24 protein-coding genes are annotated in these 21,544 nt (G+C 38.1%); 17 read left to right on the top strand and 7 right to left on the bottom strand.

Annotated features, from left to right (window positions below; translation table 11 throughout):
- Genes GILLI_RS14780 through mnhG form a run of 5 tightly spaced genes read left to right on the top strand, consistent with a single transcriptional unit; the run spans position 1 to position 3,003 of the window.
- A complete protein-coding gene (locus tag GILLI_RS14780; protein ID WP_006989924.1) occupies positions 1 to 354 on the top strand; it encodes a Na+/H+ antiporter subunit C in 354 nt (117 codons plus the stop codon).
- Positions 351 to 1,877, top strand: a complete 1,527-nt coding sequence (locus GILLI_RS14775) for a proton-conducting transporter transmembrane domain-containing protein (protein ID WP_006989923.1) — start codon at positions 351 to 353, stop codon at positions 1,875 to 1,877. Before GILLI_RS14780 ends, GILLI_RS14775 begins: the two co-directional genes overlap by 4 nt.
- Complete coding sequence (locus GILLI_RS14770) at positions 1,874 to 2,350, top strand: Na+/H+ antiporter subunit E (protein ID WP_006989922.1); 477 nt, start codon at positions 1,874 to 1,876, stop codon at positions 2,348 to 2,350. The genes GILLI_RS14775 and GILLI_RS14770 overlap by 4 nt, the downstream gene beginning before the upstream one ends.
- Positions 2,347 to 2,616 carry a monovalent cation/H+ antiporter complex subunit F gene (locus GILLI_RS14765; RefSeq protein ID WP_006989921.1) on the top strand — a complete coding sequence of 90 codons (270 nt, stop codon included), beginning with the start codon at positions 2,347 to 2,349 and terminating at the stop codon, positions 2,614 to 2,616. The genes GILLI_RS14770 and GILLI_RS14765 overlap by 4 nt, the downstream gene beginning before the upstream one ends.
- Positions 2,617 to 3,003, top strand: a complete 387-nt coding sequence (gene mnhG, locus GILLI_RS14760) for a monovalent cation/H(+) antiporter subunit G (RefSeq protein WP_006989920.1) — start codon at positions 2,617 to 2,619, stop codon at positions 3,001 to 3,003. It begins immediately after the preceding gene.
- On the opposite strand, the gene GILLI_RS14755 is transcribed toward mnhG, so the two are convergent.
- Entirely contained in the window at positions 3,000 to 3,449 is a 450-nt protein-coding gene (locus tag GILLI_RS14755; protein ID WP_006989919.1) for an MgtC/SapB family protein, read from the bottom strand. The two genes, mnhG and GILLI_RS14755, sit on opposite strands and share 4 nt — an antisense overlap.
- A 35-nt stretch (positions 3,450 to 3,484) precedes the next feature.
- Between GILLI_RS14755 and GILLI_RS14750 the strand changes: the two genes are divergently transcribed.
- The 5 genes from GILLI_RS14750 to GILLI_RS18200 all read left to right on the top strand — a co-directional run bounded on the left by GILLI_RS14750 (position 3,485) and on the right by GILLI_RS18200 (position 7,484).
- Positions 3,485 to 4,645: an aminotransferase class I/II-fold pyridoxal phosphate-dependent enzyme gene (locus GILLI_RS14750; protein ID WP_006989918.1), complete on the top strand. Its 1,161-nt coding sequence runs from the start codon at positions 3,485 to 3,487 to the stop codon at positions 4,643 to 4,645.
- Between the two features lie 46 nt (positions 4,646 to 4,691).
- The gene (locus GILLI_RS14745) at positions 4,692 to 5,105 is read left to right on the top strand and encodes a putative signal transducing protein (RefSeq protein ID WP_006989917.1); all 414 of its coding nucleotides are present in this window, start codon (positions 4,692 to 4,694) and stop codon (positions 5,103 to 5,105) included.
- Positions 5,102 to 5,728, top strand: a complete 627-nt coding sequence (gene bioD / locus GILLI_RS14740; protein WP_006989916.1) for a dethiobiotin synthase — start codon at positions 5,102 to 5,104, stop codon at positions 5,726 to 5,728. Before GILLI_RS14745 ends, bioD begins: the two co-directional genes overlap by 4 nt.
- A 142-nt stretch (positions 5,729 to 5,870) precedes the next feature.
- Positions 5,871 to 7,202: an adenosylmethionine--8-amino-7-oxononanoate transaminase gene (gene bioA / locus GILLI_RS14735; protein ID WP_006989915.1), complete on the top strand. Its 1,332-nt coding sequence runs from the start codon at positions 5,871 to 5,873 to the stop codon at positions 7,200 to 7,202.
- Between the two features lie 93 nt (positions 7,203 to 7,295).
- Positions 7,296 to 7,484, top strand: coding sequence for a hypothetical protein (locus GILLI_RS18200; RefSeq protein WP_006989914.1), 189 nt, complete (start codon positions 7,296 to 7,298; stop codon positions 7,482 to 7,484).
- Positions 7,485 to 7,604: 120 nt separating this feature from the next.
- Here GILLI_RS18200 and GILLI_RS14730 read toward each other — a convergent pair whose 3' ends face one another.
- A complete protein-coding gene (locus GILLI_RS14730) occupies positions 7,605 to 9,656 on the bottom strand; it encodes a dipeptidyl-peptidase 3 family protein (RefSeq protein ID WP_006989913.1) in 2,052 nt (683 codons plus the stop codon).
- 90 nt (positions 9,657 to 9,746) lie between these two features.
- On the opposite strand from GILLI_RS14730, the gene GILLI_RS14725 reads away from it, so the two are divergent.
- The 5 genes from GILLI_RS14725 to GILLI_RS14705 all read left to right on the top strand — a co-directional run bounded on the left by GILLI_RS14725 (position 9,747) and on the right by GILLI_RS14705 (position 14,492).
- On the top strand, positions 9,747 to 10,796 hold the full coding sequence (locus GILLI_RS14725; RefSeq protein WP_006989912.1) for an SRPBCC family protein: 1,050 nt from the start codon (positions 9,747 to 9,749) through the stop codon (positions 10,794 to 10,796).
- 112 nt (positions 10,797 to 10,908) lie between these two features.
- The gene (gene crcB / locus GILLI_RS14720; RefSeq protein ID WP_006989911.1) at positions 10,909 to 11,292 is read left to right on the top strand and encodes a fluoride efflux transporter CrcB; all 384 of its coding nucleotides are present in this window, start codon (positions 10,909 to 10,911) and stop codon (positions 11,290 to 11,292) included.
- 376 nt (positions 11,293 to 11,668) lie between these two features.
- Positions 11,669 to 12,007 (top strand): P-II family nitrogen regulator, encoded by a 339-nt coding sequence (locus tag GILLI_RS14715; RefSeq protein ID WP_006989910.1) that lies wholly within the window; start codon positions 11,669 to 11,671, stop codon positions 12,005 to 12,007.
- A 29-nt stretch (positions 12,008 to 12,036) separates the two neighbouring features.
- Positions 12,037 to 13,278, top strand: a complete 1,242-nt coding sequence (locus GILLI_RS14710; RefSeq protein ID WP_006989909.1) for an ammonium transporter — start codon at positions 12,037 to 12,039, stop codon at positions 13,276 to 13,278.
- A 119-nt stretch (positions 13,279 to 13,397) separates the two neighbouring features.
- On the top strand, positions 13,398 to 14,492 hold the full coding sequence (locus tag GILLI_RS14705; protein WP_006989908.1) for a porin: 1,095 nt from the start codon (positions 13,398 to 13,400) through the stop codon (positions 14,490 to 14,492).
- 212 nt (positions 14,493 to 14,704) lie between these two features.
- Here GILLI_RS14705 and GILLI_RS14700 read toward each other — a convergent pair whose 3' ends face one another.
- Positions 14,705 to 16,108 carry a hypothetical protein gene (locus tag GILLI_RS14700; RefSeq protein WP_006989907.1) on the bottom strand — a complete coding sequence of 468 codons (1,404 nt, stop codon included), beginning with the start codon at positions 16,106 to 16,108 and terminating at the stop codon, positions 14,705 to 14,707.
- A 103-nt stretch (positions 16,109 to 16,211) separates the two neighbouring features.
- Complete coding sequence (locus GILLI_RS14695; protein ID WP_006989906.1) at positions 16,212 to 16,409, bottom strand: DUF1328 domain-containing protein; 198 nt, start codon at positions 16,407 to 16,409, stop codon at positions 16,212 to 16,214.
- 338 nt (positions 16,410 to 16,747) lie between these two features.
- On the opposite strand from GILLI_RS14695, the gene GILLI_RS14685 reads away from it, so the two are divergent.
- Both GILLI_RS14685 and GILLI_RS14680 read left to right on the top strand, forming a co-directional pair.
- Positions 16,748 to 18,022, top strand: coding sequence for a DEAD/DEAH box helicase (locus tag GILLI_RS14685; protein ID WP_006989905.1), 1,275 nt, complete (start codon positions 16,748 to 16,750; stop codon positions 18,020 to 18,022).
- On the top strand, positions 18,000 to 18,908 hold the full coding sequence (locus GILLI_RS14680) for a class I SAM-dependent methyltransferase (RefSeq protein WP_006989904.1): 909 nt from the start codon (positions 18,000 to 18,002) through the stop codon (positions 18,906 to 18,908). Before GILLI_RS14685 ends, GILLI_RS14680 begins: the two co-directional genes overlap by 23 nt.
- Positions 18,909 to 18,944: 36 nt before the next feature.
- On the opposite strand, the gene GILLI_RS14675 is transcribed toward GILLI_RS14680, so the two are convergent.
- The 3 genes from GILLI_RS14675 to ccoG are packed head-to-tail and all read right to left on the bottom strand — an operon-like array spanning position 18,945 to position 21,539.
- Entirely contained in the window at positions 18,945 to 19,646 is a 702-nt protein-coding gene (locus GILLI_RS14675) for a sulfite exporter TauE/SafE family protein (protein WP_006989903.1), read from the bottom strand.
- Between the two features lie 19 nt (positions 19,647 to 19,665).
- Entirely contained in the window at positions 19,666 to 20,112 is a 447-nt protein-coding gene (locus GILLI_RS14670) for a FixH family protein (protein WP_006989902.1), read from the bottom strand.
- An 11-nt stretch (positions 20,113 to 20,123) separates the two neighbouring features.
- Complete coding sequence (gene ccoG / locus GILLI_RS14665) at positions 20,124 to 21,539, bottom strand: cytochrome c oxidase accessory protein CcoG (RefSeq protein ID WP_006989901.1); 1,416 nt, start codon at positions 21,537 to 21,539, stop codon at positions 20,124 to 20,126.
- Positions 21,540 to 21,544 lie beyond the last annotated feature (5 nt).

Here is a 21,544-nt window from a genome sequence, read left to right as displayed (position 1 = left end):
ATGGAAATAGTATTGGCGATAATGATTGGGATACTTTATGCTGCAGGGATCTATATGATCCTAAGGCGAAGCCTTGTGAAGCTTATTTTAGGAATCATTATCCTTGGGAATGGAGCTAATCTCCTTATTTTTTTACTGGGAAGAATAACTAAGGGCAGTCCTCCAATTATTCCGGGGGACCTGAAAGTATTCGAAGCGGCTTATGCCGATCCCATTCCACAGGCATTGATATTAACTGCAATCGTGATAAGTTTTGGCCTGCAATCTTTTGCTATAATTTTAATTAAAAGAGCATACAAAGTAGTGAAAACAGACGATTTAGATGAAATGAACGCAATAGATCAAGATTCATGACACAACAATTAGTTCTATACCCCCTGTTGCTTCAACTATTTTTGAGCATTATTTTAATGTTTTCCTGGAAGAGGATTAGTTGGCAAAGGGTGATAAGTATTTTGGGAGGAATTCTAAATTTAGGCGTTTCCATCTGGCTGTTTGCCTATATTTGGGAAAACGGAACACAAACCATACAAGCGGGTAACTGGGAAGCTCCATTCGGAATTACTTTTGTTGCAGATACTTTAGCGGTTACACTGGTTTTGTTGACCTCGATTTCCGGAGTGGCTGTCTCAGCTTTTTCAGCTTCCTCCATTATTCCCGCACGATTAAAATTTGGTTATTTTCCTATTTTCCATTTCTTGTTACTGGGACTTATAGGTGCTTTTTTAACAGGTGATATTTTTAACCTTTATGTTTGGTTTGAGATTATTATTATAAGTTCTTTTGTGCTTATAACTTTAGGAGGAGAGAAAGCCCAGCTGGAGGGAGCGGTGAAATATTTCACTTTGAATATTCTGGCTTCTATGATCTTCCTTACAGCAATAGCTGTATTGTATGGTTTAACCGGCTCTCTCAACATGGCAGATCTTTCTATTAAAGTGGCCGCTATCGAGAATAGAGGATTGGTTGAAATTACTGCAATTCTCTTTTTAGTAGCATTTGGAATAAAGGCTGCAGTTTTTCCTTTGTACTTTTGGCTTCCGGCGTCCTACCATACTCCACCATCCGCGGTTTCTGCCATTTTTGGAGGTTTATTGACCAAGGTTGGGGTTTATGCTTTAATAAGAGTTTTTACTCTTATTTTTGTGGGCGATGTATTTATGCAAGATACCATTCTGGTAATGGCTATTTTAACGCTTATAAGCGGCGGATTAGGAGCCCTTATTCAAACCAATTTGCGTAAAGTTTTCTCTTATTTAATTATTTGTCATATAGGTTATATGATTATAGGTCTGGGAATGTATACGGAAGTTGCAATAGCCGGAACCATCTTCTATCTTATCCATGACATTGTGGTTAAAACCAACTTGTTTATGGTGGGTGGTTTGATCTACAGAATCAAAGGAACCAATAATATAAAATCTTTAGGTGGACTTTATGCAGAATATCCCAGGTTGAGTTTGCTTATCGCGATTCCTTTATTTTCCCTGGTGGGGATACCGCCTCTTTCAGGATTTTGGCCAAAATTATCGCTTCTAAATGCAGGTTTTAATGATCAAAACTGGTGGGCTATGGGAGCAATCCTTTTTGCCAGTTTAATCACTTTGGTAATTATTGCTAAAGTTTGGTCAAATGTGGTGTGGAAAGATAAAGTTGAATTGCCAAAAAGGATTAACTTTAGATATTTCGAAAATTTAAATAAAACCAGAAAAATCCAATTGGTAGCACCAATTGTTTTCCTTTCGCTTATTTCATTATATATTGGTTTTGGAGCAGAACATGTGCAACAATTATCAACAAGAGTTGCTGGTGAATTGATGGACAATCAACAGTATATAGATGCGGTTTTTAAAACCGGACAAAATTTGAAACCATGAAAAACAGGTTCTTATCAAATATACTTTTAACCTTTATCTGGGTTGCTCTTACCGGTAATTTTGAAATACCCAATTACCTGTTTGGCTTTGCCGTAAGTTTTTTCATACTAAGAATTATTACACAGGGGAGAACAGACGCCAAATATTTTAGGATTGTTCCTAAAGTAATTGCTTTTATCTTTTTCTTTTTATATGAACTTTTGAAGTCAAATTTACAGGTAGCTTATGAGGTTATGACACCTACTTTTAATATGACTCCCGGCATTGTAAAAGTTCCGTTGGAAGCATCAACAGATTTGGAGATATCTTTTCTTGCCAATCTTATTTCGCTTACACCCGGAACCTTAAGTCTGGATGTTTCGACAGATAAAAAGGTATTATACGTGCATTCAATGTATATCAAGGATAGAGAAAGTTTTATTGCCGGGATTAAAAATGGTTTTGAAAAACGTTTACTGGAAATTTTAAGATGACATTATTTGATTTTATATATTATTTCGTACTCCCCATATTATCGATCTCGATTATATTGATCTTTATAAGGTTTATCAAAGGTCCTAATATGGTAGACCGTGTAATCGCATTGGATTTAATTGTTACAGTGGGAATTGGCTTTATTAGCGCATATAGCATCCTTTACAATCAGCCGGCTTTTCTGGATGTCGCTATGATCCTGGCGCTGATTGCCTTCTTAGGAACTGTAGCATTTACATATTATATTCAGCAAAAAAATAAATAAATGATCACAGAAATAATTGTTGGAATTTTAGCATTTTTAGGAACCTTGTTCGTGCTTTTTGCGGCAGTAGGAATGATTCGCATGCCTGATACCTATTTGAGGATTTCTGTAACAACCAAGGCTGCAACCCTGGGAATAGGGCTGCTTTTATTAGCTGCAGCGATCCATTCCTACGAAATAGCAATAACGGCAAAGGTACTTGTTATCATTCTTTTTATATTGCTTACAGCCCCTGTTAGCGCCCACTTAATTGGCCGAACTTCATATTTCTCAGGAGTAAAACTTTGGAAGCATTCTGTCATGGACGATTTAGAAGGAAAATATAATAGTTCTACCGAAGTGCTAAGCAGCGGTGAAGAAGAGGAAAAAAACAAAATGGAAGACTAATCTGCGTTTTCTTTTTCATTTTTCAGTCTCCTGTTTCTTATCAGTTTATTTTCGATTATAGTGAAAATAAAGTTGATAAAAAGTACCAGTAAGCTTATTATCCCAAGTTCCCAGAACATCCCCAAAGCAGCAAGGCATCCTGCAGCTGCACTGCACCAAATTGTTGCCGCACTGGTCAATCCTTCAATTTTTCCCCTATGTTGCAAGATGGTACCGGCCCCTATAAACCCAATTCCGGCAACTACCTGCCCAATTACCCTGGTAATATCTACGAATTCTTCTCCTCTAAATTCAAGCGATATCAATACAAAAACACAGGAGCCAAGTGCCACAAGTGCATTTGTCTTTAATCCCGCGTCCTTACCCCTAAATTCCCTCTCCAGACCTATAAAAATTCCAGCCAGGGCTGCAAGGCTTATTCTTATACTAAATTCTATCAAATCCATAATTGTTGCATTTCTGAAAATTGTATTTTAGCATTATGCAAAAGCTTCCCTTAAATCTACTGAAAAGAATTGAACAACGAATCCAGGAAAATAGCTTTCGGGAATTTAGTGACACGCTAAATTTAAGCGATTTTTCTTCGAATGATTATCTTGGATTTGCTTCTTCTGAAGTGCTTTTTAGTAAAACCTATGAGCTTTTATCCGAAAAAAAATCACTTCAAAACGGCGCTACGGGTTCACGATTGCTATCCGGAAATCACTTTTTTTTTAAACCAACTGAAGAGTTGATTTCCAGTTTTCACGAAACCGAATCAGCACTTATCTTTAATTCCGGATACGATGCCAATATTGGTCTTTTTTCCAGCGTCCCTCAAAAAGAAGATCTTATTTTATATGATGAACTGGTGCATGCCTCCATTCGTGATGGAATAAAAATGAGCAATGCAAAAGCTCATAAATTCCTTCATAATGACCTGGAAGATCTGCGAAAGAAAATATTTCGAAAAAGGGAGTTATTCAATTCAGCACAAATTTACATCGTAACAGAATCTGTATTCTCCATGGACGGTGATCTTCCTAACCTTATTGCATTGTCAAATTTGGCCAAAGAACACAAATGTTTGCTTATTATAGATGAAGCGCACGCTACAGGGGTTTTTGGTAAAAAAGGGCAGGGACTTGTTCAGGAACTAAAGATCCAGGATACGGTATTTGCACGTATCGTTACTTTTGGAAAAGCCCTTGGTTGCCATGGTGCCGCAATTCTGGGAAGTAAGGAATTAAAGGAATATTTGATCAATTTTTCACGGAGTTTTATTTATACCACCGCCTTACCACCACATTCCGTAGCCTGTATTCTGGAAGCATATAAATCTCTTGAAACTTCTAACGGAACAAATTCAGAAGTGATAAAACTTCAGGAAAATATTCGCTTCTTTAAGGAGGAAACCCTGAAAAACGGGTTGAATACATATTTCATAAAAAGTGAATCTGCTATACACTGCTGTATCATCCCGGGAAATGAAACGGTGAAAAAGCTGGCTGCTAAAATTCAGGCCAATGGTTTTGATATAAAAGCCATCCTCTCACCTACAGTACCAAAAGGAAAAGAGCGGTTGAGGATTTGTTTACACAGTTTTAATACGAAGGAGGATATTCAAAGTCTTGTAAAACTATTGGCTACTTTTATAAAATGAAATGGGCAAAGTAAAAATTCGACCTAAACACCAATAATATACTCTGATGCAAGAAACTTTTTCCAAAATCGCTGTATTTCAATATTCTTCTGAAGCACAAATAATTAAATCCCGACTAGAGGCAGAAGGAGTTGAGGTTTTTTTATTCGATCAATTTACCGTAGATACAGATCCTTTGGTGAGCAATGCTATTGGTGGGGTTAAGCTAAAAGTGTGGGCCGAGGATGAAGCAAAGGCCGTACATATTCTCAAATCCATCAGTGAATATTCCCTGGATGATGAAGGACAGGAAATGCAATGTCCCATTTGTGGGAGTTCAAAAGTGGAGCTTGTATCAACCATAAGGGATGTGAGATCTTTTCTGGCTTTTATTTTCTCATTTCTTAGCAGTTCCCTGCCTATTCATACCCAACACGAATATCGCTGCGATACTTGTAAACAAAAATTTGATTTAGAATGAAAAACACCTTTTTTATTACCGGAATAGGAACCGATGTTGGGAAAACTATCGCTTCCGCCATTATCACCGAAGCGTTGGAAGCCGATTACTGGAAACCCATTCAGGCAGGAGATCTGGAGAATTCCGACACTCACAAAGTTAAAAGATTGATCTCTAACCAAAAAACGGTTTTCCACCCCAACAGCTTTGCTTTACATACACCAATGAGCCCGCATGCAGCTGCAAAAATTGATGAAATCCAAATCACTTCATCAAAAATTAAACCTCCAGAAACCACCAATAACCTGGTAATTGAAGGTGCCGGCGGACTGCTGGTTCCAATAAATAATAAGGAGACCATTATAGATCTCATTAAGCCGGAGGATAAGGTTATCCTCGTTTCAAGAAATTACCTGGGAAGTATCAATCATACTTTGCTAAGCATTGAAGCCTTGAGATCACGCGGCCTGCAGTGCTTCGGAATTATTTTTAACGGCAAAAAAAATGAATCTACAGAAGAGATAATTCTGAAAATGACAGGGGTTCAATCTTTAGGAAGAATTGAAGAAGAGCCTTACTTTGATGAAAATGTAATAAAAGAATACGCTGAAGAGTTTAAAATAAAATTTATAGAGCTACTTTAATCCCTCATTGAGGGTTTAATTCCCCTCCCGATAGCAGAATATCGGAACACGACTCGCAGGCTTACCCATACGGGCGGGCCTGCCCGAGGTTCTTGATTTTTTTTATAGAATTCGGGATTATAAGGTTTACTGAAAAGCAATTATGTTAGAAATAAATAAGAACACAAAAAAGACTACACTATCTTCAGATGAAGGAGATAAGGAACGAATAACCCTATCACAACGGGACCAGAAACACCTTTGGCACCCGCTTACCCAGCATAAGTTATCCGGGGAGATGCTGGCTATTGTAAAGGCAAAAGGAAGTGTTTTGTATGATGAAGATGGAAAGGAATATATAGACGGGATCGCCTCCTGGTATACCAGTATGTATGGCCATTGCAATCCGCTTATCACAGAAAAGGTAGCAGCACAAATGCAAAAGCTCGATCAGGTTGTTTTTAGCGGGTTTACCCACAAACCTGCAGTAGAATTATCGGAAGCTTTAATTAAAATTCTTCCTTCCAATCAGCAAAAATTATTTTTTAGCGACAATGGCTCCACAGCAACTGAAATAGGGATTAAAATGGCCTTGCAATACCATCATAATCTTGGAAATAACCGCAAAGTAATGCTGGCTTTTGAGGAAGGTTTTCATGGAGATACTTTTGGAGCGATGTCGGTTTCAGGATTATCTGTATATAATGGTGCTTTTGAAGAGCATTTTATCAAGGTGGTAAGAATCCCGGTTCCAAACGGAAAAAACACTTCCGGAGTTCTTAGCATTCTCAAGAATCTAATAATAGAAAATAACATCGCAGGATTTATCTACGAACCATTGGTACAGGGAGCTGCAGGAATGAAAATGCACGATGCCGCGGGTTTAAACGAAATACTGAACGTTTGCAAGGAAAATAAAATTATTTGTGTGGCAGATGAAGTAATGACCGGGTTTGGAAAAACAGGTAAGCATTTTGCTTCCGATTATTTAGAAACTCCGCCAGACATTATTTGTCTTTCTAAAGCCTTAACAGCCGGATTATTGCCAATGGCAATCACTAGCTGTTCTCAGCAAGTCTACGATGCTTTTTATGCCGATGAGATTGCAAAAGGGCTTTTCCATGGCCATACCTATTCTGCCAACCCGCTCGCTTGCGTTGCAGCATTGGCGGGAATAGAATTATTGAATTCTGAAGAAATTCAACAGAATATCAGGCGGGTGATCAAATCACATCAGGATTATAAAACCAGGCTTGAAAAGCATCCAAAAGTGAGAAATATTCGCCAGCTGGGGGTGATCCTTGCATTCGAACTCGATGTAAAAATGGAACGCTACGGGGAAGTTCGGAATCAATTATTTAAACATTTTATGGATTCCGGAGTGTTTTTACGTCCGTTGGGAAACACAATTTATATTTTAGCACCATTCGTTATTTCTAGTACGGAATTAGAAAAAATATATGAAAGTATATCGGCTGCGCTGGAAAAATTTTAATCCCACCCAATTTGCATTCTTTGGGGATGTATATTCTTATTTCTCCCGGTTAAATGCTGCGGAAAAGTATAACTTTGCAATAAAATATTCAAAATGTTTAGTACCGGACAATTGATCTTTGCAGCATTATTTTTCATGACTTTTGTAATCGTAATAATCTATAGTTACCGAAAGGATCTCGCTCTTCACAGAAAATACTACAAAGGCAGTTTATTTGTGCTGGGAGGGTTTCTTGTTTTCATATTGCTGCTTTTTGTAATAAAAGCTTATTTGAAGCAATAAATACTCAAATTCATAAATGATTTTAAAGTTGGCAAAGTTTAAGACTTCAGATTTTAAAACAGGATCCCATAAAAAAAGCCTCATCGATTGATGAGGCTTTTAAAATATATAATAGCTTGTCTAGTTATTAGACATTGCCGGTTTTTCTAAAAGTAAGAAATTGAAACGTTCTGTATATTGAAGCATTTGAGTTGCAAAATCCTTTGGTTGTTCAATTTTGATGGAGATAATTTCTCCTTGTTCATCCATTTCAGGAACCAAAACAGGATTTACAAAACCGCTGTAAGGTGGTGATTTAAATTGTGCATTTCTCTCCAAAACTTCCTTGTGAATATCCTGATCTACTTTTACCCCGTAATTCTCTACCAGGTTTTGAGCAGCTTCATAATCCCCTTCCGATTTAATACGTTGGGTTTCTTTTAACAATTCCCCGAACAATTCACGTAACCGGTCATAGTTTTTAATGTCGTAATAGGTTTTTCCATCTCTGGAAACCTTTTCAATAACCCCTTCTTCTTTTCCTTTTTCAAAGACCCATGCACTCACCCACTGGCGGTTTCGCATATGAGATTCTTCCACATTATCACCCAATTCCAGTCTTCTTAATTGGGTCATTAACCCGTTTCGTATATACCCATCATAAGCGGCTATTCCGGTTTTCTTCCAATCATTGGTCAATCCCAATTCCTGGATTTTAGGATCCATCAGGTAATAGAGCCCAACAAGATCGGCTCTTCCTTCTTCAAGGGTAGAAGCATAACTTTTTAAAGTCTCTTTAGTCTCTCCAACACCGGGATTGATTTTTCCGGACGCATGACCAACTACTTCGTGAAGAGCTGTATGAAGCTTATCTCCTTCTTTCCCATATTCCTTTTCCAGCATTATTTCCTCTTCATCGTGAGCAAATTCTTCCAGAACTCCACTACTTCCAGCATTGTTATAGGCCTCAATGATATTTCCAAGAGAAACAGATTTACTACCATGTGCCTGGCGTATCCAGTTTGAGTTTGGGAGGTTCACCCCAATTGGTGTGCTTGGAGATGCATCTCCAGCCTCTCCGGCAACGATCACGGTTTTATAGGTTACGCCTACAACCGAATCCTTTTTGTGCTCTTCCATCAAAGGAGCATTGTCTTCAAACCACTGAACATTGTCTTCCAGAACGCTCATTTTTTCAGACATTTCAAAATCCTTTATCTGCACTATATTTTCATAAGAACCTCTATATCCTAAAGGATCATTGTACACTTCTATAAAACTGTTGATGTAATCTATATTCCCTTCGGTTGCTTCAACCCAGGCCACGTTATAATCGTCCCAGGTTTTAAGATCTCCGGTTTTATAATATTCTATAAGTAGCCCCAGCGCTTTGCCTTGTTGCTCATTTTCAGCCACCGCTTCAGCTTTTTCAAGCCACTTAATGATCTCGTCTATGGCAGTTCCGTACATTCCGCCACTTTTCCATACTTTTTCTACTAATTGGCCATTTTCTTTTACCAGCTTGGAATTAAGTCCGAAAGAAAGTGGTTTTTGCGGATCCGGAGAAGTTTTCTTTTTATAGAATGCTGCAGCTTCAGCAGCAGTTATATCTTCTCCGTAAAAATTAATGGCCGATCCTTTTAGAAGTCCTAAAGACTCATCCAGATTTACCTTTTTGGCATCTTTATCATTAAAAATAACCTCAAAAGCTTCTCCGGAAAGTTCAGTACCTGTTTCAGATAAAAGCGTTTCAAAATATTCTTTATTGAAGTCTGGCTTTAATTTGGCATTCGAATAATGATGATGAATTCCATTCGAGAACCATACTCTTTTTAAATAGGCTTCAAAATTTTTCCAGTCATCTGAATTTTTATCGCCTGTATACTTCTGGTAGATGTTTTCCAAAGCACCCCTTATGGCAAGGTTATGCCTGTAATTCTGGTCCCACATAATATCACGGCCGGCCAGTCCAGCCTGCACCAGGTAATAAACAAGTTTTTGTTCTTTTAAGCTAAGGTCTTCCCAGCCCGGTATTTGATATCGCAAAATCTTGATATCTGCAAATTCTTCCACATTGTAGTCAAATTCTGTTTCAGCAACTGCTACTTCAGCAGATGTGTCCTTATTTTCATCCTTGCATGAAAAGAGAAGGGTTGATGCCAATAGCAGCATCCAAAATGAATTGAGTTTCATATAGGTATCTTTATTTTACAACAAATGTACTAAATAGCATTCTGTAAAATACCTATATTTGCCAATGGAATCTTAAAATCCCTGTTGTTGATGAAAATTTTAAAATATTTATTCTTTCTGATTTTAATTGTAATTATTGCAGGTGCCATTTATATTGCCACCAAGGATGGAAAGTATCATATTGAAGAAACCATTATTATTGAAGCGCCGGTTCCTGTAGTTTTTGAAGAGGTGAATAATTTTCAAAACTGGGAAAACTGGGGCCCCTGGGCAGATGATACCGATGATATGATCATTACCTATTCCGATATAACCAAAGGAAAAGACGCATCGTACTCATGGAAAAGTGAAAAAGAGGGGGATGGGGAAATAAAAACAACAGCAATAACTCCTAATACCGCTTTAGAACAGGATCTTACCTTTATTTCGAAATACGGAGAAACTCACAGTAAGATTAACTGGGACTTCGAAGAACTGGAGGAAGGAACAAAAGTTACCTGGAGAATGCAGGGGGAGCAGAGTTTTATGGAAAAACTCGCATTCAACTTCATGGATCAGTCTTTTTCAGAATTAATGCGGCCAATGTTTAAGGAAGGCCTTGAAAACCTGAAAAGAGAAGTGAAAAATAAAATGGATGTTTATTCTATCAACGTAGATGGGGTTACAACACACGGTGGTGGTTTTTATATGTATACTACAACTGCCTCAAAAATTAATCAGATTCCGGAGAAAATGCAACAAATGTATATCCAGGTTCGCAATTATATGGAATCCAATAATATCAGTGCTTTAGGTAAACCCTTCGTTCTTTACAATCAGTGGGATGAAACAAATAATTCTGCAATCTACTCGGTAGGGGTTTTCACACCCAGCCTGGTGATCACTCCCAATGAAAGCATTGTTCTAAATGGGATGATGCCGGTTCAAAAGGTTGTAAAAACCACCTTAATTGGAGATTACAAGTATTTAAGGGGAGCCTGGGACCGGGCAAACAATTATATATCCGAAAATAATTTACAAGCCCCGGAAACCGGACAGGCTTTTGAATTATATAAAATTGGACCTGAGGTCAATCCAAATCCTGCCAGCTGGATAACCGAGATCTATATCCCCTTAGAGCAGGACATTGAACAGAATTAGATTTCTATGAAACATCCAAAAGAAAAATTTTTTCACTCATGGGAAATGATTTTTGGATGTTACTCCCAATAGAATCTATCGGGAGACCATAGAAAACAATAAATATCTACAAATGAAAGTATTGTTGATGGTTTTTTTGGGAGGCGGACTGGGAAGCACTTTACGCTACCTGATTTCAAAATATTTGAATATTGCCTCCTATTCCAATTCTTTTGCAATTCCGCTTGGAACATTTACCGTAAACATTGTGGGAAGTTTGCTACTGGGTCTTGTCCTTGGTCTTGCCCTTAAATATGATTCGTTTTCCAGCAATGCTTTACTTTTTCTTGCAACTGGTTTTTGCGGAGGCTTCACTACTTTTTCTGCTTTTGCCTTTGAAAATCAGGAACTGCTTAAATCCGGCGATTACCTTCATTTTGCGGTTTATACCTTAGGGACTCTTATCCTGGGGTTTTCGGCTATTTTCGCCGGACTGTATTTCTCCAAATTGGTTTAAGTTTTTATCCTACCCAGAAAGAATGAATAATTTATAATTCTTCCTTTCATATTTTTCCGAATGAATATTTATGCTTTTTCAACCTGAAAATCAAGCCATTTTTTTTCTCAAACACCTCTTCAATCTGCTTTCTAAGCTTTTTTACAGCCTATTTTAAGAAAAATTAGGTGAAATATCTCTCATTTAAATTTTTTGGGATCAAAAAACAGATCGATTTTTTAAATTATATCAAAATTACATCGTTTTCAATAATCAACCCTTAATTTTTGATGGGTTAATATTTAAATATTGACATATTTAACCACTTACCCCCTATTTTTATACCCCAGAAATGAAATTTAGTTATATTTACTAAAATCCAAAAACTAAAAATATTATGAAAAAAATTGAGGCTATTATAAGAAAGTCAAAATTTGAGGAAGTAAAAAAAGGACTCCATGACATTGGTGTCAATTTTTTCAGTTACTGGGATGTTACCGGAGTTGGTAATGAGAAACAGGGCCACGTATATCGTGGAGTTTCTTACAGCACGACCGATATACAACGAAGGTTAATTTCCATAGTTGTATCTGACGATTTTCTGGATAAAACACTGCAGGTAATTTTTAAAACCGCGTACACCGGCGCGGTGGGAGATGGTAAAATATTTATATCAACCATAGAAGAAGCCTACAGGATACGAACCCAGGAAGGTGGAACAGACTCCTTAAACTAAGATTACAAACTCAACTAAAACTAATTAAAATGGAAATACTTACAATTAACAATGTATGGATGATGGTATGTACCGCATTGGTATTCTTTATGCATCTTGGATTTTCTCTTTTGGAAGTTGGCCTCACACGTCAAAAAAATGCGATAAACATCCTTTTCAAAAATGTATTTATAATCTGTATTGGTCTTTTGATCTACAGTTTGATAGGTTTTAACCTAATGTATCCCGGATCATTTATTTATGGGATTATCCCTGATTATTTTTTAGGCCTTTTTGGTTTACAGGCTCCTATGGTAGACGGAGTTTTAGATCTCACCTATAATGAAGGCTATACCTTTTATACCGATTTTCTTTTCCAGGGAATGTTTGCAGCAACTGCCGCTACTATAGTTTCCGGAGCAGTGGCAGAAAGAATTAAACTTAGCAGTTTCATGATTTTTGCGATGCTATATCTTGCAATTGTTTATCCTATAGCCGGATCCTGGAAATGGGGAGGTGGCTTTTTAGATGAATTGGGATTTTATGATTTTGCAGGCTCAACTCTTGTTCACTCTGTTGGAGGATGGGCAGCCCTTATAGGAATTTATTTGTTGGGAGCCCGTATTGGCAAATTTGACAAAAATGGGATTTCTCAGGCAATTCCCGGTCACAATATTCCTCTGGCAACTGCCGGAGTATTTATTCTATGGCTTGGTTGGTTTGGATTTAATGGTGGTTCTGTGCTCTCTGCCGATCCATCCTTAACCTCTATCACCCTGGTTACAACTTGCCTTGCAGCAGCAGCTGGTGGAATTTCGGCATTTTTGTTCTCGACTTTCCGATATAAAAATTATGACCTCACCATGTTCTTAAATGGAATTTTAGGAGGATTGGTGGGAATCACCGCAGGAGCCGATCAAATGTCACCAACAGATGCGGTATTGATTGGTTTAATATCCGGGGTAATAATCGTTCTGGGAGTTGCGCTCATAGATAAGTTAAAACTGGATGATCCCGTGGGCGCGGTTCCGGTACACCTTATTTGCGGAATCTGGGGAACCCTGGCAGTAGGTATTTTTGGTAACCTGGCAGGATGGGATCAATTTTTCAAGCAGCTGGCGGGCGTTGGAGTAATTGGTGCTTTCTGCTGTATTTCTGCCCTTATAATTTTTTATACAATCAAGGCAACTATGGGATTGAGAATGGATGGCCTTAGCGAAACCGAAGGTCTGGATATTCACGAACATGGAATGGACGCCTATGCAGAATTTGGTGTAACCCAGGAAAAATAATATACGGAACCATGTGAAAGAATAAAAAAGGAGCGCTTGGCGGAGCGCTCCTATAAAGTAATTCTCATCAATCAAAGACCAGTTCAACTCTTTTCAATTAATTAAACACAGCATTTATCATGATTAAAATCACAATTACAAATATCCGAAAAATTTTAATTATTCTGTGCCTCGGATTTTCAATTAATCCACTAATGGCACAGGAATCTGAAGGAATAGAAGGATTTATTTCCAAACTAAGCATACAGGGTTCCGTGGACACCTATTTTAGGACAAATTTTAACGGACTCAATAAATTTGAATATAATGAGAATGGAGATATAATAGGTTCACCACAGGCTCCTGCTACCTCTTTTGCGAACGATCCCGGATTTGCCTTAGGAATGGCAAATTTAATTTTCGGTTATGAAGGTGAAAAAGTTGGTTTTGTAGCCGATTTGGTCATAGGCCCACGGGGTGAAGACGCCGTTTTTCTTTCAGGCCCTTCCACAAACCTGGTTAACCAACTTTATGTATATTATAATGTAAGTGAAAAGCTAACCTTGACGCTGGGAAACTTTAATACTTTTCTAGGATACGAAGTTATCTCCCCTGTTGGAAATTTCAACTATTCCACTTCCTATATGTTCTCTTACGGTCCTTTCTCACATACAGGTTTGAAAGCCGAATATTCTTTTTCTGACAAGTGGAGCGGGATGCTGGCAATTATGAACCCCACAGACTGGACAGAATTTGATCCCTTTGGGCTGTACTCTTTTGGGGGACAGCTGGGATATTCAAATGATTCAGGAAACGCATATTTAAATATACTTTATGGGGAACAGGCTCCCAATACATCTGCTACATTTCAAATAGACCTTACTACAGGATGGGATATAACCCCGGTATTTTACCTTGGCCTGAATACGACCTATTCTTCCAATGGGGAAGGTTTTTACGGCGCCGCCTTTTATCCGCAGTTTAAAACCACTGAAAATTTTGCTCTTGGACTTAGGGCTGAATATTTTGAAGAAATGGAAGATGGAGGTCCGGTTTACGGTGCAGGGGTAAGAACCTATGATTTTACCCTTACAGGAAACTACACTGTTGGCAGTCTTACCATAAAACCAGAACTAAGACTTGACCGCGTTTCTGAAGATGTTTTTGTAAACACTGATCTGGTACCTACCAATAAGCTTTCCTCCTTTATTTTGGCCGCAGTTTATGCCTTTTAATTTCCATTTTTAAAAATACAAATCGTGGGGAAATCAATTACCCAGGTGCAAGTTAATTAGATAGGTCAAAGGAAAAAACCTTAATTCAGATGAAATCCCGGCCGTCTCATTCGGGCGGGCCTGCCCGAGGTAGCTATCGGGACGGGAAATTAAACCCTCAATGAGAATGCGAATTTTCATTCTCAGAGAGAAAAGGCTCTGGGTTACCACTCTTAAAGATCATAGAATTTAGATTTTCCAAGATATTTTTTAATCATAGAATTATACTCGGGACTTAACTTAAGATCTAAAGTCCCGGGAATATCATACAATGCCTCCATATCCTTGTACCCGGTTTTCAATAAGTCTTCCAGATATAGCATTGCCATTTCATAATCTCCATCCTTAGCACTTAATGAAATGATATTTTTATATCCTGCGGGATTTTTTTTATCAAAAATGGTCTGTAAAACAGCGGTAAAGACCAATGGATCTGCAGAAGCACCAGATTGTGATAAAGCAGTATAATAGCTATTGGCAAAGGCCGCAAGGAAACCCTGCAGGCGGTAAGCCATTTCAGCTTCAGCAATATTTTTCCCCTCCTGGTATTTTTTTAATTCGGTTAGTTGTTGACTCCACCATGGAATATTTTCAAAATTTGCCAAGGCTACATCCTCTTCAAAATAATAGGAATATTCTTCTTTTTTCATATTCTCCAAAACCAAGGCATTATTATATTCCCTTTTTTGCTGGCGGTAAAGGCTATTCCTGCGAAGGTCTTTTTGCAAACTTCTTAACTCGTCTTTTTTATTATAAATTGCATATTTTTCTTCCATAGACTCCAGCAGCTCATAGGACTTATAAAAATGCATAGTTCGGCGTAAGCGTTCGGCCTCTTCAAGTTCCGACTGGTATAATAATTCCACTAATTCAGGATTCCCTGGCTTTAACCCCTTCTGCATTGCCTGAAGTGTGAAACTCCCCAAAGCCCTGGATAACAATTGAGATCCCGGCCATTCGTGAAATCCGTCAAAAGTGTATAAAGAAGCAGGATGCTCATTTCTTCCATATAACCTAACTGCTTCTTTTAAGTTATAAATACGGTAATCATTATATCCGGAAATCCCTATAAAGGAAAACCGGTTTCCTTTTTTTAAAAGCTTGGGATTCAACCAGGAACCCCCTGCGGCTATAACACCACGTACATTTGAGACAACAACCGGGATCGCGCTTGCAACTTCAGCTCCTTCAGCAAAACCTGCTGTATAAATTCTATTTTGATCTAAAGGAAAAAAATTGAAAGCGGTGTCCATCACTCTGTAAGCTACTTGTAGATTATTGAGAAGGGAATCCTGAGCTACAATATTATTAGATGCTATTATTATATATCCCTGCTCTTCGGCTCCCTGGCTAAAAAGTTGTGCTGCAGACCTCCCTCTTCCCTGCGGCTCAAAAACAAATACAACAGGCCAGGTAGTCTCATTAGAATAGGATTTTGGAAGAAAAAGTGAAAAAGTTTCAGAGATACTATCGTTCACTTTTAGGCTGTCCATAACTATTCCTTTTTTCAAAGTGAGTTCCTGGGCAGTACCATTCACGGTGAAAAGAAGAAGAAAAAAAGAAATATATCTCAGCATTTTTAAATGTTTTTAACCAGATAAAGTTAGAATATTAGCCTTAAATAAAAAAAACTCCTATAAATAGAAGTCTTTTTCGTTTCAATAAATATAAATGTTAGGGCTATTTTTTAACTTTTATTAATTTCAAATCGTCCAGACCAGGAAAAAAGAATTTAGAGATCAATGACACTATAAGCAAATCTGCAAATATCAGGAACAGTACTCTTACTGCCGAAATTCCGTAAAAAGTCAATCCTGCGAAGCCCAGCAATCCCGTTACCACAGTCATTATTAAGAAAATGAACATATATTTTTTCATCGTAATTTTAATTTTTATCAAAGATAGTTATCTACTAGTCGCACAAATACTAAACAAATTACAATTGGTTAAATTTTAACTTAAGTTTGTTTTTTAAAAACGATAAATCAATTTTCTCCTTCGTGCTCACGAATCATGTTAAAGGAAAACACTCGAGAAAATAAATGAAATTCTGCCCAAACGAAACAGAAAGGAATCCATAAAATAAACCCACTGGTGGGATTAAAAAATAAAGTACTATCTTCGCGGCCGGTTGCCATCTTCTCCAACAAGGCAACAATTTTACACATAGTCTGCCCGTGAAATATTCAAAACGGCGCAGCGTTTACATTTAATACATGACATTTAACGATTTAGACTTATCCGAACCATTGCAAAAAGCGGTTCAAAAAGTAGGATATACAAGCCCTACGCCTATACAACAACGTTCTATACCCGCTATATTAAGCGGCCGGGATATTTTAGGTTGTGCACAAACAGGAACAGGGAAAACAGCAGCTTTTTCCATTCCTACCATTCAATTATTGAACAAAAGTAATTTAAACGGAAACGGAAGAAAGGTAAGCATTAAGAGCTTGATCCTCACTCCTACCCGGGAACTCGCAATACAAATTGGTGAAAGCCTTTCAGATTACGGCCATTTCAGCCAATTGAAACATTTGGTCATCTTTGGGGGAGTTCCGCAAAACTCACAGGTTCAGGCCCTGAGAAACGGGGTGGATATTTTGGTGGCAACTCCGGGAAGACTTTTGGATCTTATGGATCAAGGGTATATCTCCTTGTCTCAACTGGAAATTTTTACTTTAGATGAAGCTGACAGAATGTTGGATATGGGATTTGTTCACGATGTTAAAAAAGTGATCAAAAAGATCCCGGTAAAACGACAAACCTTATTTTTCTCGGCAACCATGCCCGATGCGATTATGGATTTGGCCAATAGTATACTTACCAATCCTTTAAAAGTGGAAGTAACTCCGGTGGCATCTACAGCAGAATTGATACAGCAGGAATTATATCTTATAGACAAGACCAATAAAAAGAAATTATTGATCGACTTGCTGAAAGATTCTGATGCAGACAGGGTTTTGGTTTTTACACGGACCAAACATGGAGCAAATAAAGTGGTAAAAGACCTGATTAGTGCAGGAATAAAATCGGAAGCTATTCACGGAAACAAAACCCAGAATGCCCGACAAAAAGCACTTAAGAATTTTAAGGATAAAACTACAAGGGTCCTGGTTGCAACTGATATTGCAGCCCGCGGGATAGATATCGATGATCTTGCATTGGTGATCAATTTTGAGGTTCCTAATATTGCTGAAACCTATATTCACCGAATTGGCCGCACAGGTCGTGCAGGAGCCAGCGGAAAAGCCATCTCCTTTAGTGATTTTGAGGAAAAATCATATATTAGGGACATTCAGAAACTGATGGATCAAAAAATACCTGTTGTTGAAGGTCACGAATATCCAATGGAATATTTCGAAATTCCGGAGAAAAAACCTCAGCAAAGAAGACCAGCCAGAAACCCATCTAAAAAATCCAACACTTCCAGGTCCAATACCGGAAAAACATCAAACCGTAGTAATTTTGGACGATCAGGAAACAAATAAGGGGCATTCTAATAATTATTTCGGCGATTACCGTGATTTCTGGTGGAATAAAGCCTTCCTGGATCTCACGGCTAAGCGGCTGGAGATTCAAAATTATACATCTATGCTGGATGTAGGCTGCGGCCAGGGACACTGGACCCGCATTCTTGCTCCATATCTATCTAAAAATTCAAAAATCACCGCGGTAGATAGCGACCGGCAATGGTATTCTAAAAATCCGGAACTCGAAAATTATTTCAGGGATCTGGGAATGCCTTTCAGCTTAAAAAAAGCAGATGCGCAGGCTCTCCCTTTTGAGGATAACAGCTTCGAATTTGTGACTTGCCAAACGCTATTAATACACGTACCCGATCCTCAGAAAGCTCTTGAAGAAATGAAACGGGTTCTGAAACCGGGAGGAACACTGCTTTGTGTGGAACCCAATAATATAGTTCAAAGCCTTACCAAAACTTCACTCACCAAAAATGATCCTATAGAGGAGACGCTGGACCATATAAAATACCGGCTTATTATTGAAAAGGGAAAGAGGAATTTAGGCCAGGGAGATAATTCTATTGGCGACCTTTTACCCGGAATGTTTGCTATGGAAGACTTTAAAAATATCGAGGTGCGGCTGTCAGACAAAGCGATAGCGATGTACCCTCCTTATGATAATAAGGAACAAATGGCTACTATAGAGCAATGGATGAAAGGAAGTTCCTGGACTTTAGGAAACCGAAAAGATATAGATTACTTCAGCGCAGCAGGAGAAAAATACATGCCATTTTACTTTGATTATCAGGAAAAATATTCCCGAAGGGACGCACATGTAATGGGGGCATTACAAAGGGAACAGTACCATGCCGGTGGTGGTTCTATGATGTATCTTGTGAGTGGAATTAAGTGATGATTCAGGGATTTTAATTCCTTTCTACCTAACCATTTAGTGACATTCTATATTAGAAGAAACCAGTTCCACATTCTGTTTTGGCGAAACATATGGGATACCGAGGCCAAGACCGCGAACTATAAATAAAAGTCCCGTAATCACTATAAAAACCGGGATTAGCTTTCTTACTTTTTGACGGGCTTTATCTTTTATGAAGGACATAAAGTAAATACTTGTGGTCATTAACGGAACAGTTCCTAATCCAAAAACCATCATATACAAACTGCTTTGCATAATACTCCCCGATGCCACAGCAGCAAAAACAGCTATATATATCAGTCCGCAGGGTAAAAACCCATTTAGAAATCCTATGGTAAAAAAAGTATCTGCCGATTTCTTTTTCAGCGATTTTCCAAGTGCACTTTTCACCTTCCCAACACCTGAATAAAAATATTTAGATAAATTGTATTTCTCAAAAGTCTTTGTAGGAAGCAGAATTATAAGAATCATAAGAACTCCAACTGCTATAGAGAGTTGTTGCTGTAGGCCAAAGAGAGAGAAACCTTTGCCCATGAAACCAAAAACCACTCCATTGATCCCATACGTAAAGATCCTACCAAGGTGATAACTGCTTATTTGAAGGGCCTTTTTAAAATTATTGCTCCTGTCCACCGGCAACATAAATGCTATGGGACCACACATCCCAATACAATGCAGACTGCCCAAAAGTCCCAATATTAAAGCTGAAAACAGCATATCTCTGAAGGTTTTATGGTTAAAAAGTGATTTTTTTCTTAGTGAGGTAGTTTTTTCCGCCGTATTTCCACCGCACACTGACATCCCACCGGCCCTGAACCAAAAACTCCTTAGAAATAAACATTACCCGGTCTTTTATAAGAATTTTTCTGGTGAAATCCAGGCCTTTGGATGAGGGCCTGTAGAATGTTATAAGTCCATCAATTTTTAATGTTCCTTCTTCCACAGGGAAATGAATAATCACACCATCCTGGGTTGAGGTAATTACCACATTTTCAGCAAGTGCATTTGCGTCTTTTTCAGCATTTAACTCATCCTGAAAACCCACTTCCTGTTTATAGTATTCTTCAACAACCAAATCGTATTCGTATTTTTCATCTGTAAACATCAAATACACGAAACTTAAAATGAATGTAATAAATGCAACAAACGCGATCACAACTCCAACTCCCCAATTAATTTTCATCTTTATTTTTTTTAATTATAACTTCTTGGTCCCAAAAAAGTGGTGTTAGTAGTTTCAATAAGTTTATTATTACTGTAAATCCCAATTTTCACTTTTTCCTTTTCCCCTTCCAGAGCCGAGGGATTTATCTCTATAAATAAAGTTCCCTTAGCTAGACCCTGCGCCGGTATCAATAAACCCTGGTGGCCTACGGGAGCTATGCTCCCTGTATGAGATAATAATTTAAATTCCACTCCTCCTATTTCGCTTGAAGTTTTATTTATTATTTTATAGGTGTACACATTGCTTATCATGTCATTTTGGGTGGTGGCATATAATTGCCCCGGAAGCCTTAATACATTGGCCTGAACATCATTTCGAAGAAAAAGCATTCCTGTCAAAACTCCCATAAGTATGAAAAGCACTGCTGCATATCCCTTTAACCTGGGCGTGAATTTGAATTTTTCTTTCTTTAGGATATCATCTTCACTGGCAAAACGAATGAGGCCCTTGGGAAGGTCGACTTTTTCCATGATAGAATCGCATTCGTCGATACAAGCCGTGCAGTTAACACACTCCAATTGAGTTCCATTCCTTATATCAATTCCCGTAGGACAAACGTGTACGCATTGAAAACAATCGATACAATCTCCATATCCTTTTTCTTCACGATCTTCTCCTTTTCTAAATAATTTTCTGCCATTTTCAGCTTCTCCTCTTTTATGATCATAGGCTACTACAATGGATTTATTATCCAGCAAAACACCCTGAAGCCTTCCGTAAGGACAGGCAATTATGCAAACCTGTTCCCGGAACCAGGCGAAAACAAAGTAGAATACCCCGGTAAAGATCAAAAGGGAAATGAGGGTACTTATATTTTCCAACGGACCTTCCGCTATAAATTCCAGCAGTTCATCACTTCCTATTAAATAGGCTAAAAAAACGTTGGCAATAAGAAAGGAAATAATAAAAAATATAAACCATTTCAATCCGCGTTTAGTGATCTTCTCTTTGTTCCACGGCATTTTCTCAAGCCTGATCTGTTTCCCTCTGTCTCCTTCAATGGCATATTCTATTCTTCTAAAAACCATTTCCATAAATATGGTTTGCGGGCAGATCCATCCGCAAAATATCCTTCCGAAGGCCACAGTAAATAGGGTGATAAACACCACTCCAATGATTAAAGATATCACAAAAAGATAGAAATCCTGTGGCCAGAATGGAAACCCAAAAATATTGAATTTGCGTTCCAGAACATTAAAAAGCAAAAACTGATTGCCATTTACTTTTATAAAAGGAGCCGCAAACAAAAAGATAAGAAGGGAATAGCTCACCCATTTTCGGTATTCATAGAGCGTTCCTTTCGGCTTTTTCGGAAATACCCATTTGCGCTTTCCTTCGTCATCCAGTGTCCCTATGGTATCTCTGAAATTCTCGTTAGCTTGCATTTACT

Source organism: Gillisia limnaea DSM 15749, assembly GCF_000243235.1.
Classification (GTDB): Bacteria; Bacteroidota; Bacteroidia; order Flavobacteriales; family Flavobacteriaceae; genus Gillisia; species Gillisia limnaea.
Note: the sequence above shows the minus strand (reverse complement) of the source record. Positions and strands in the feature narration are given on the sequence as shown.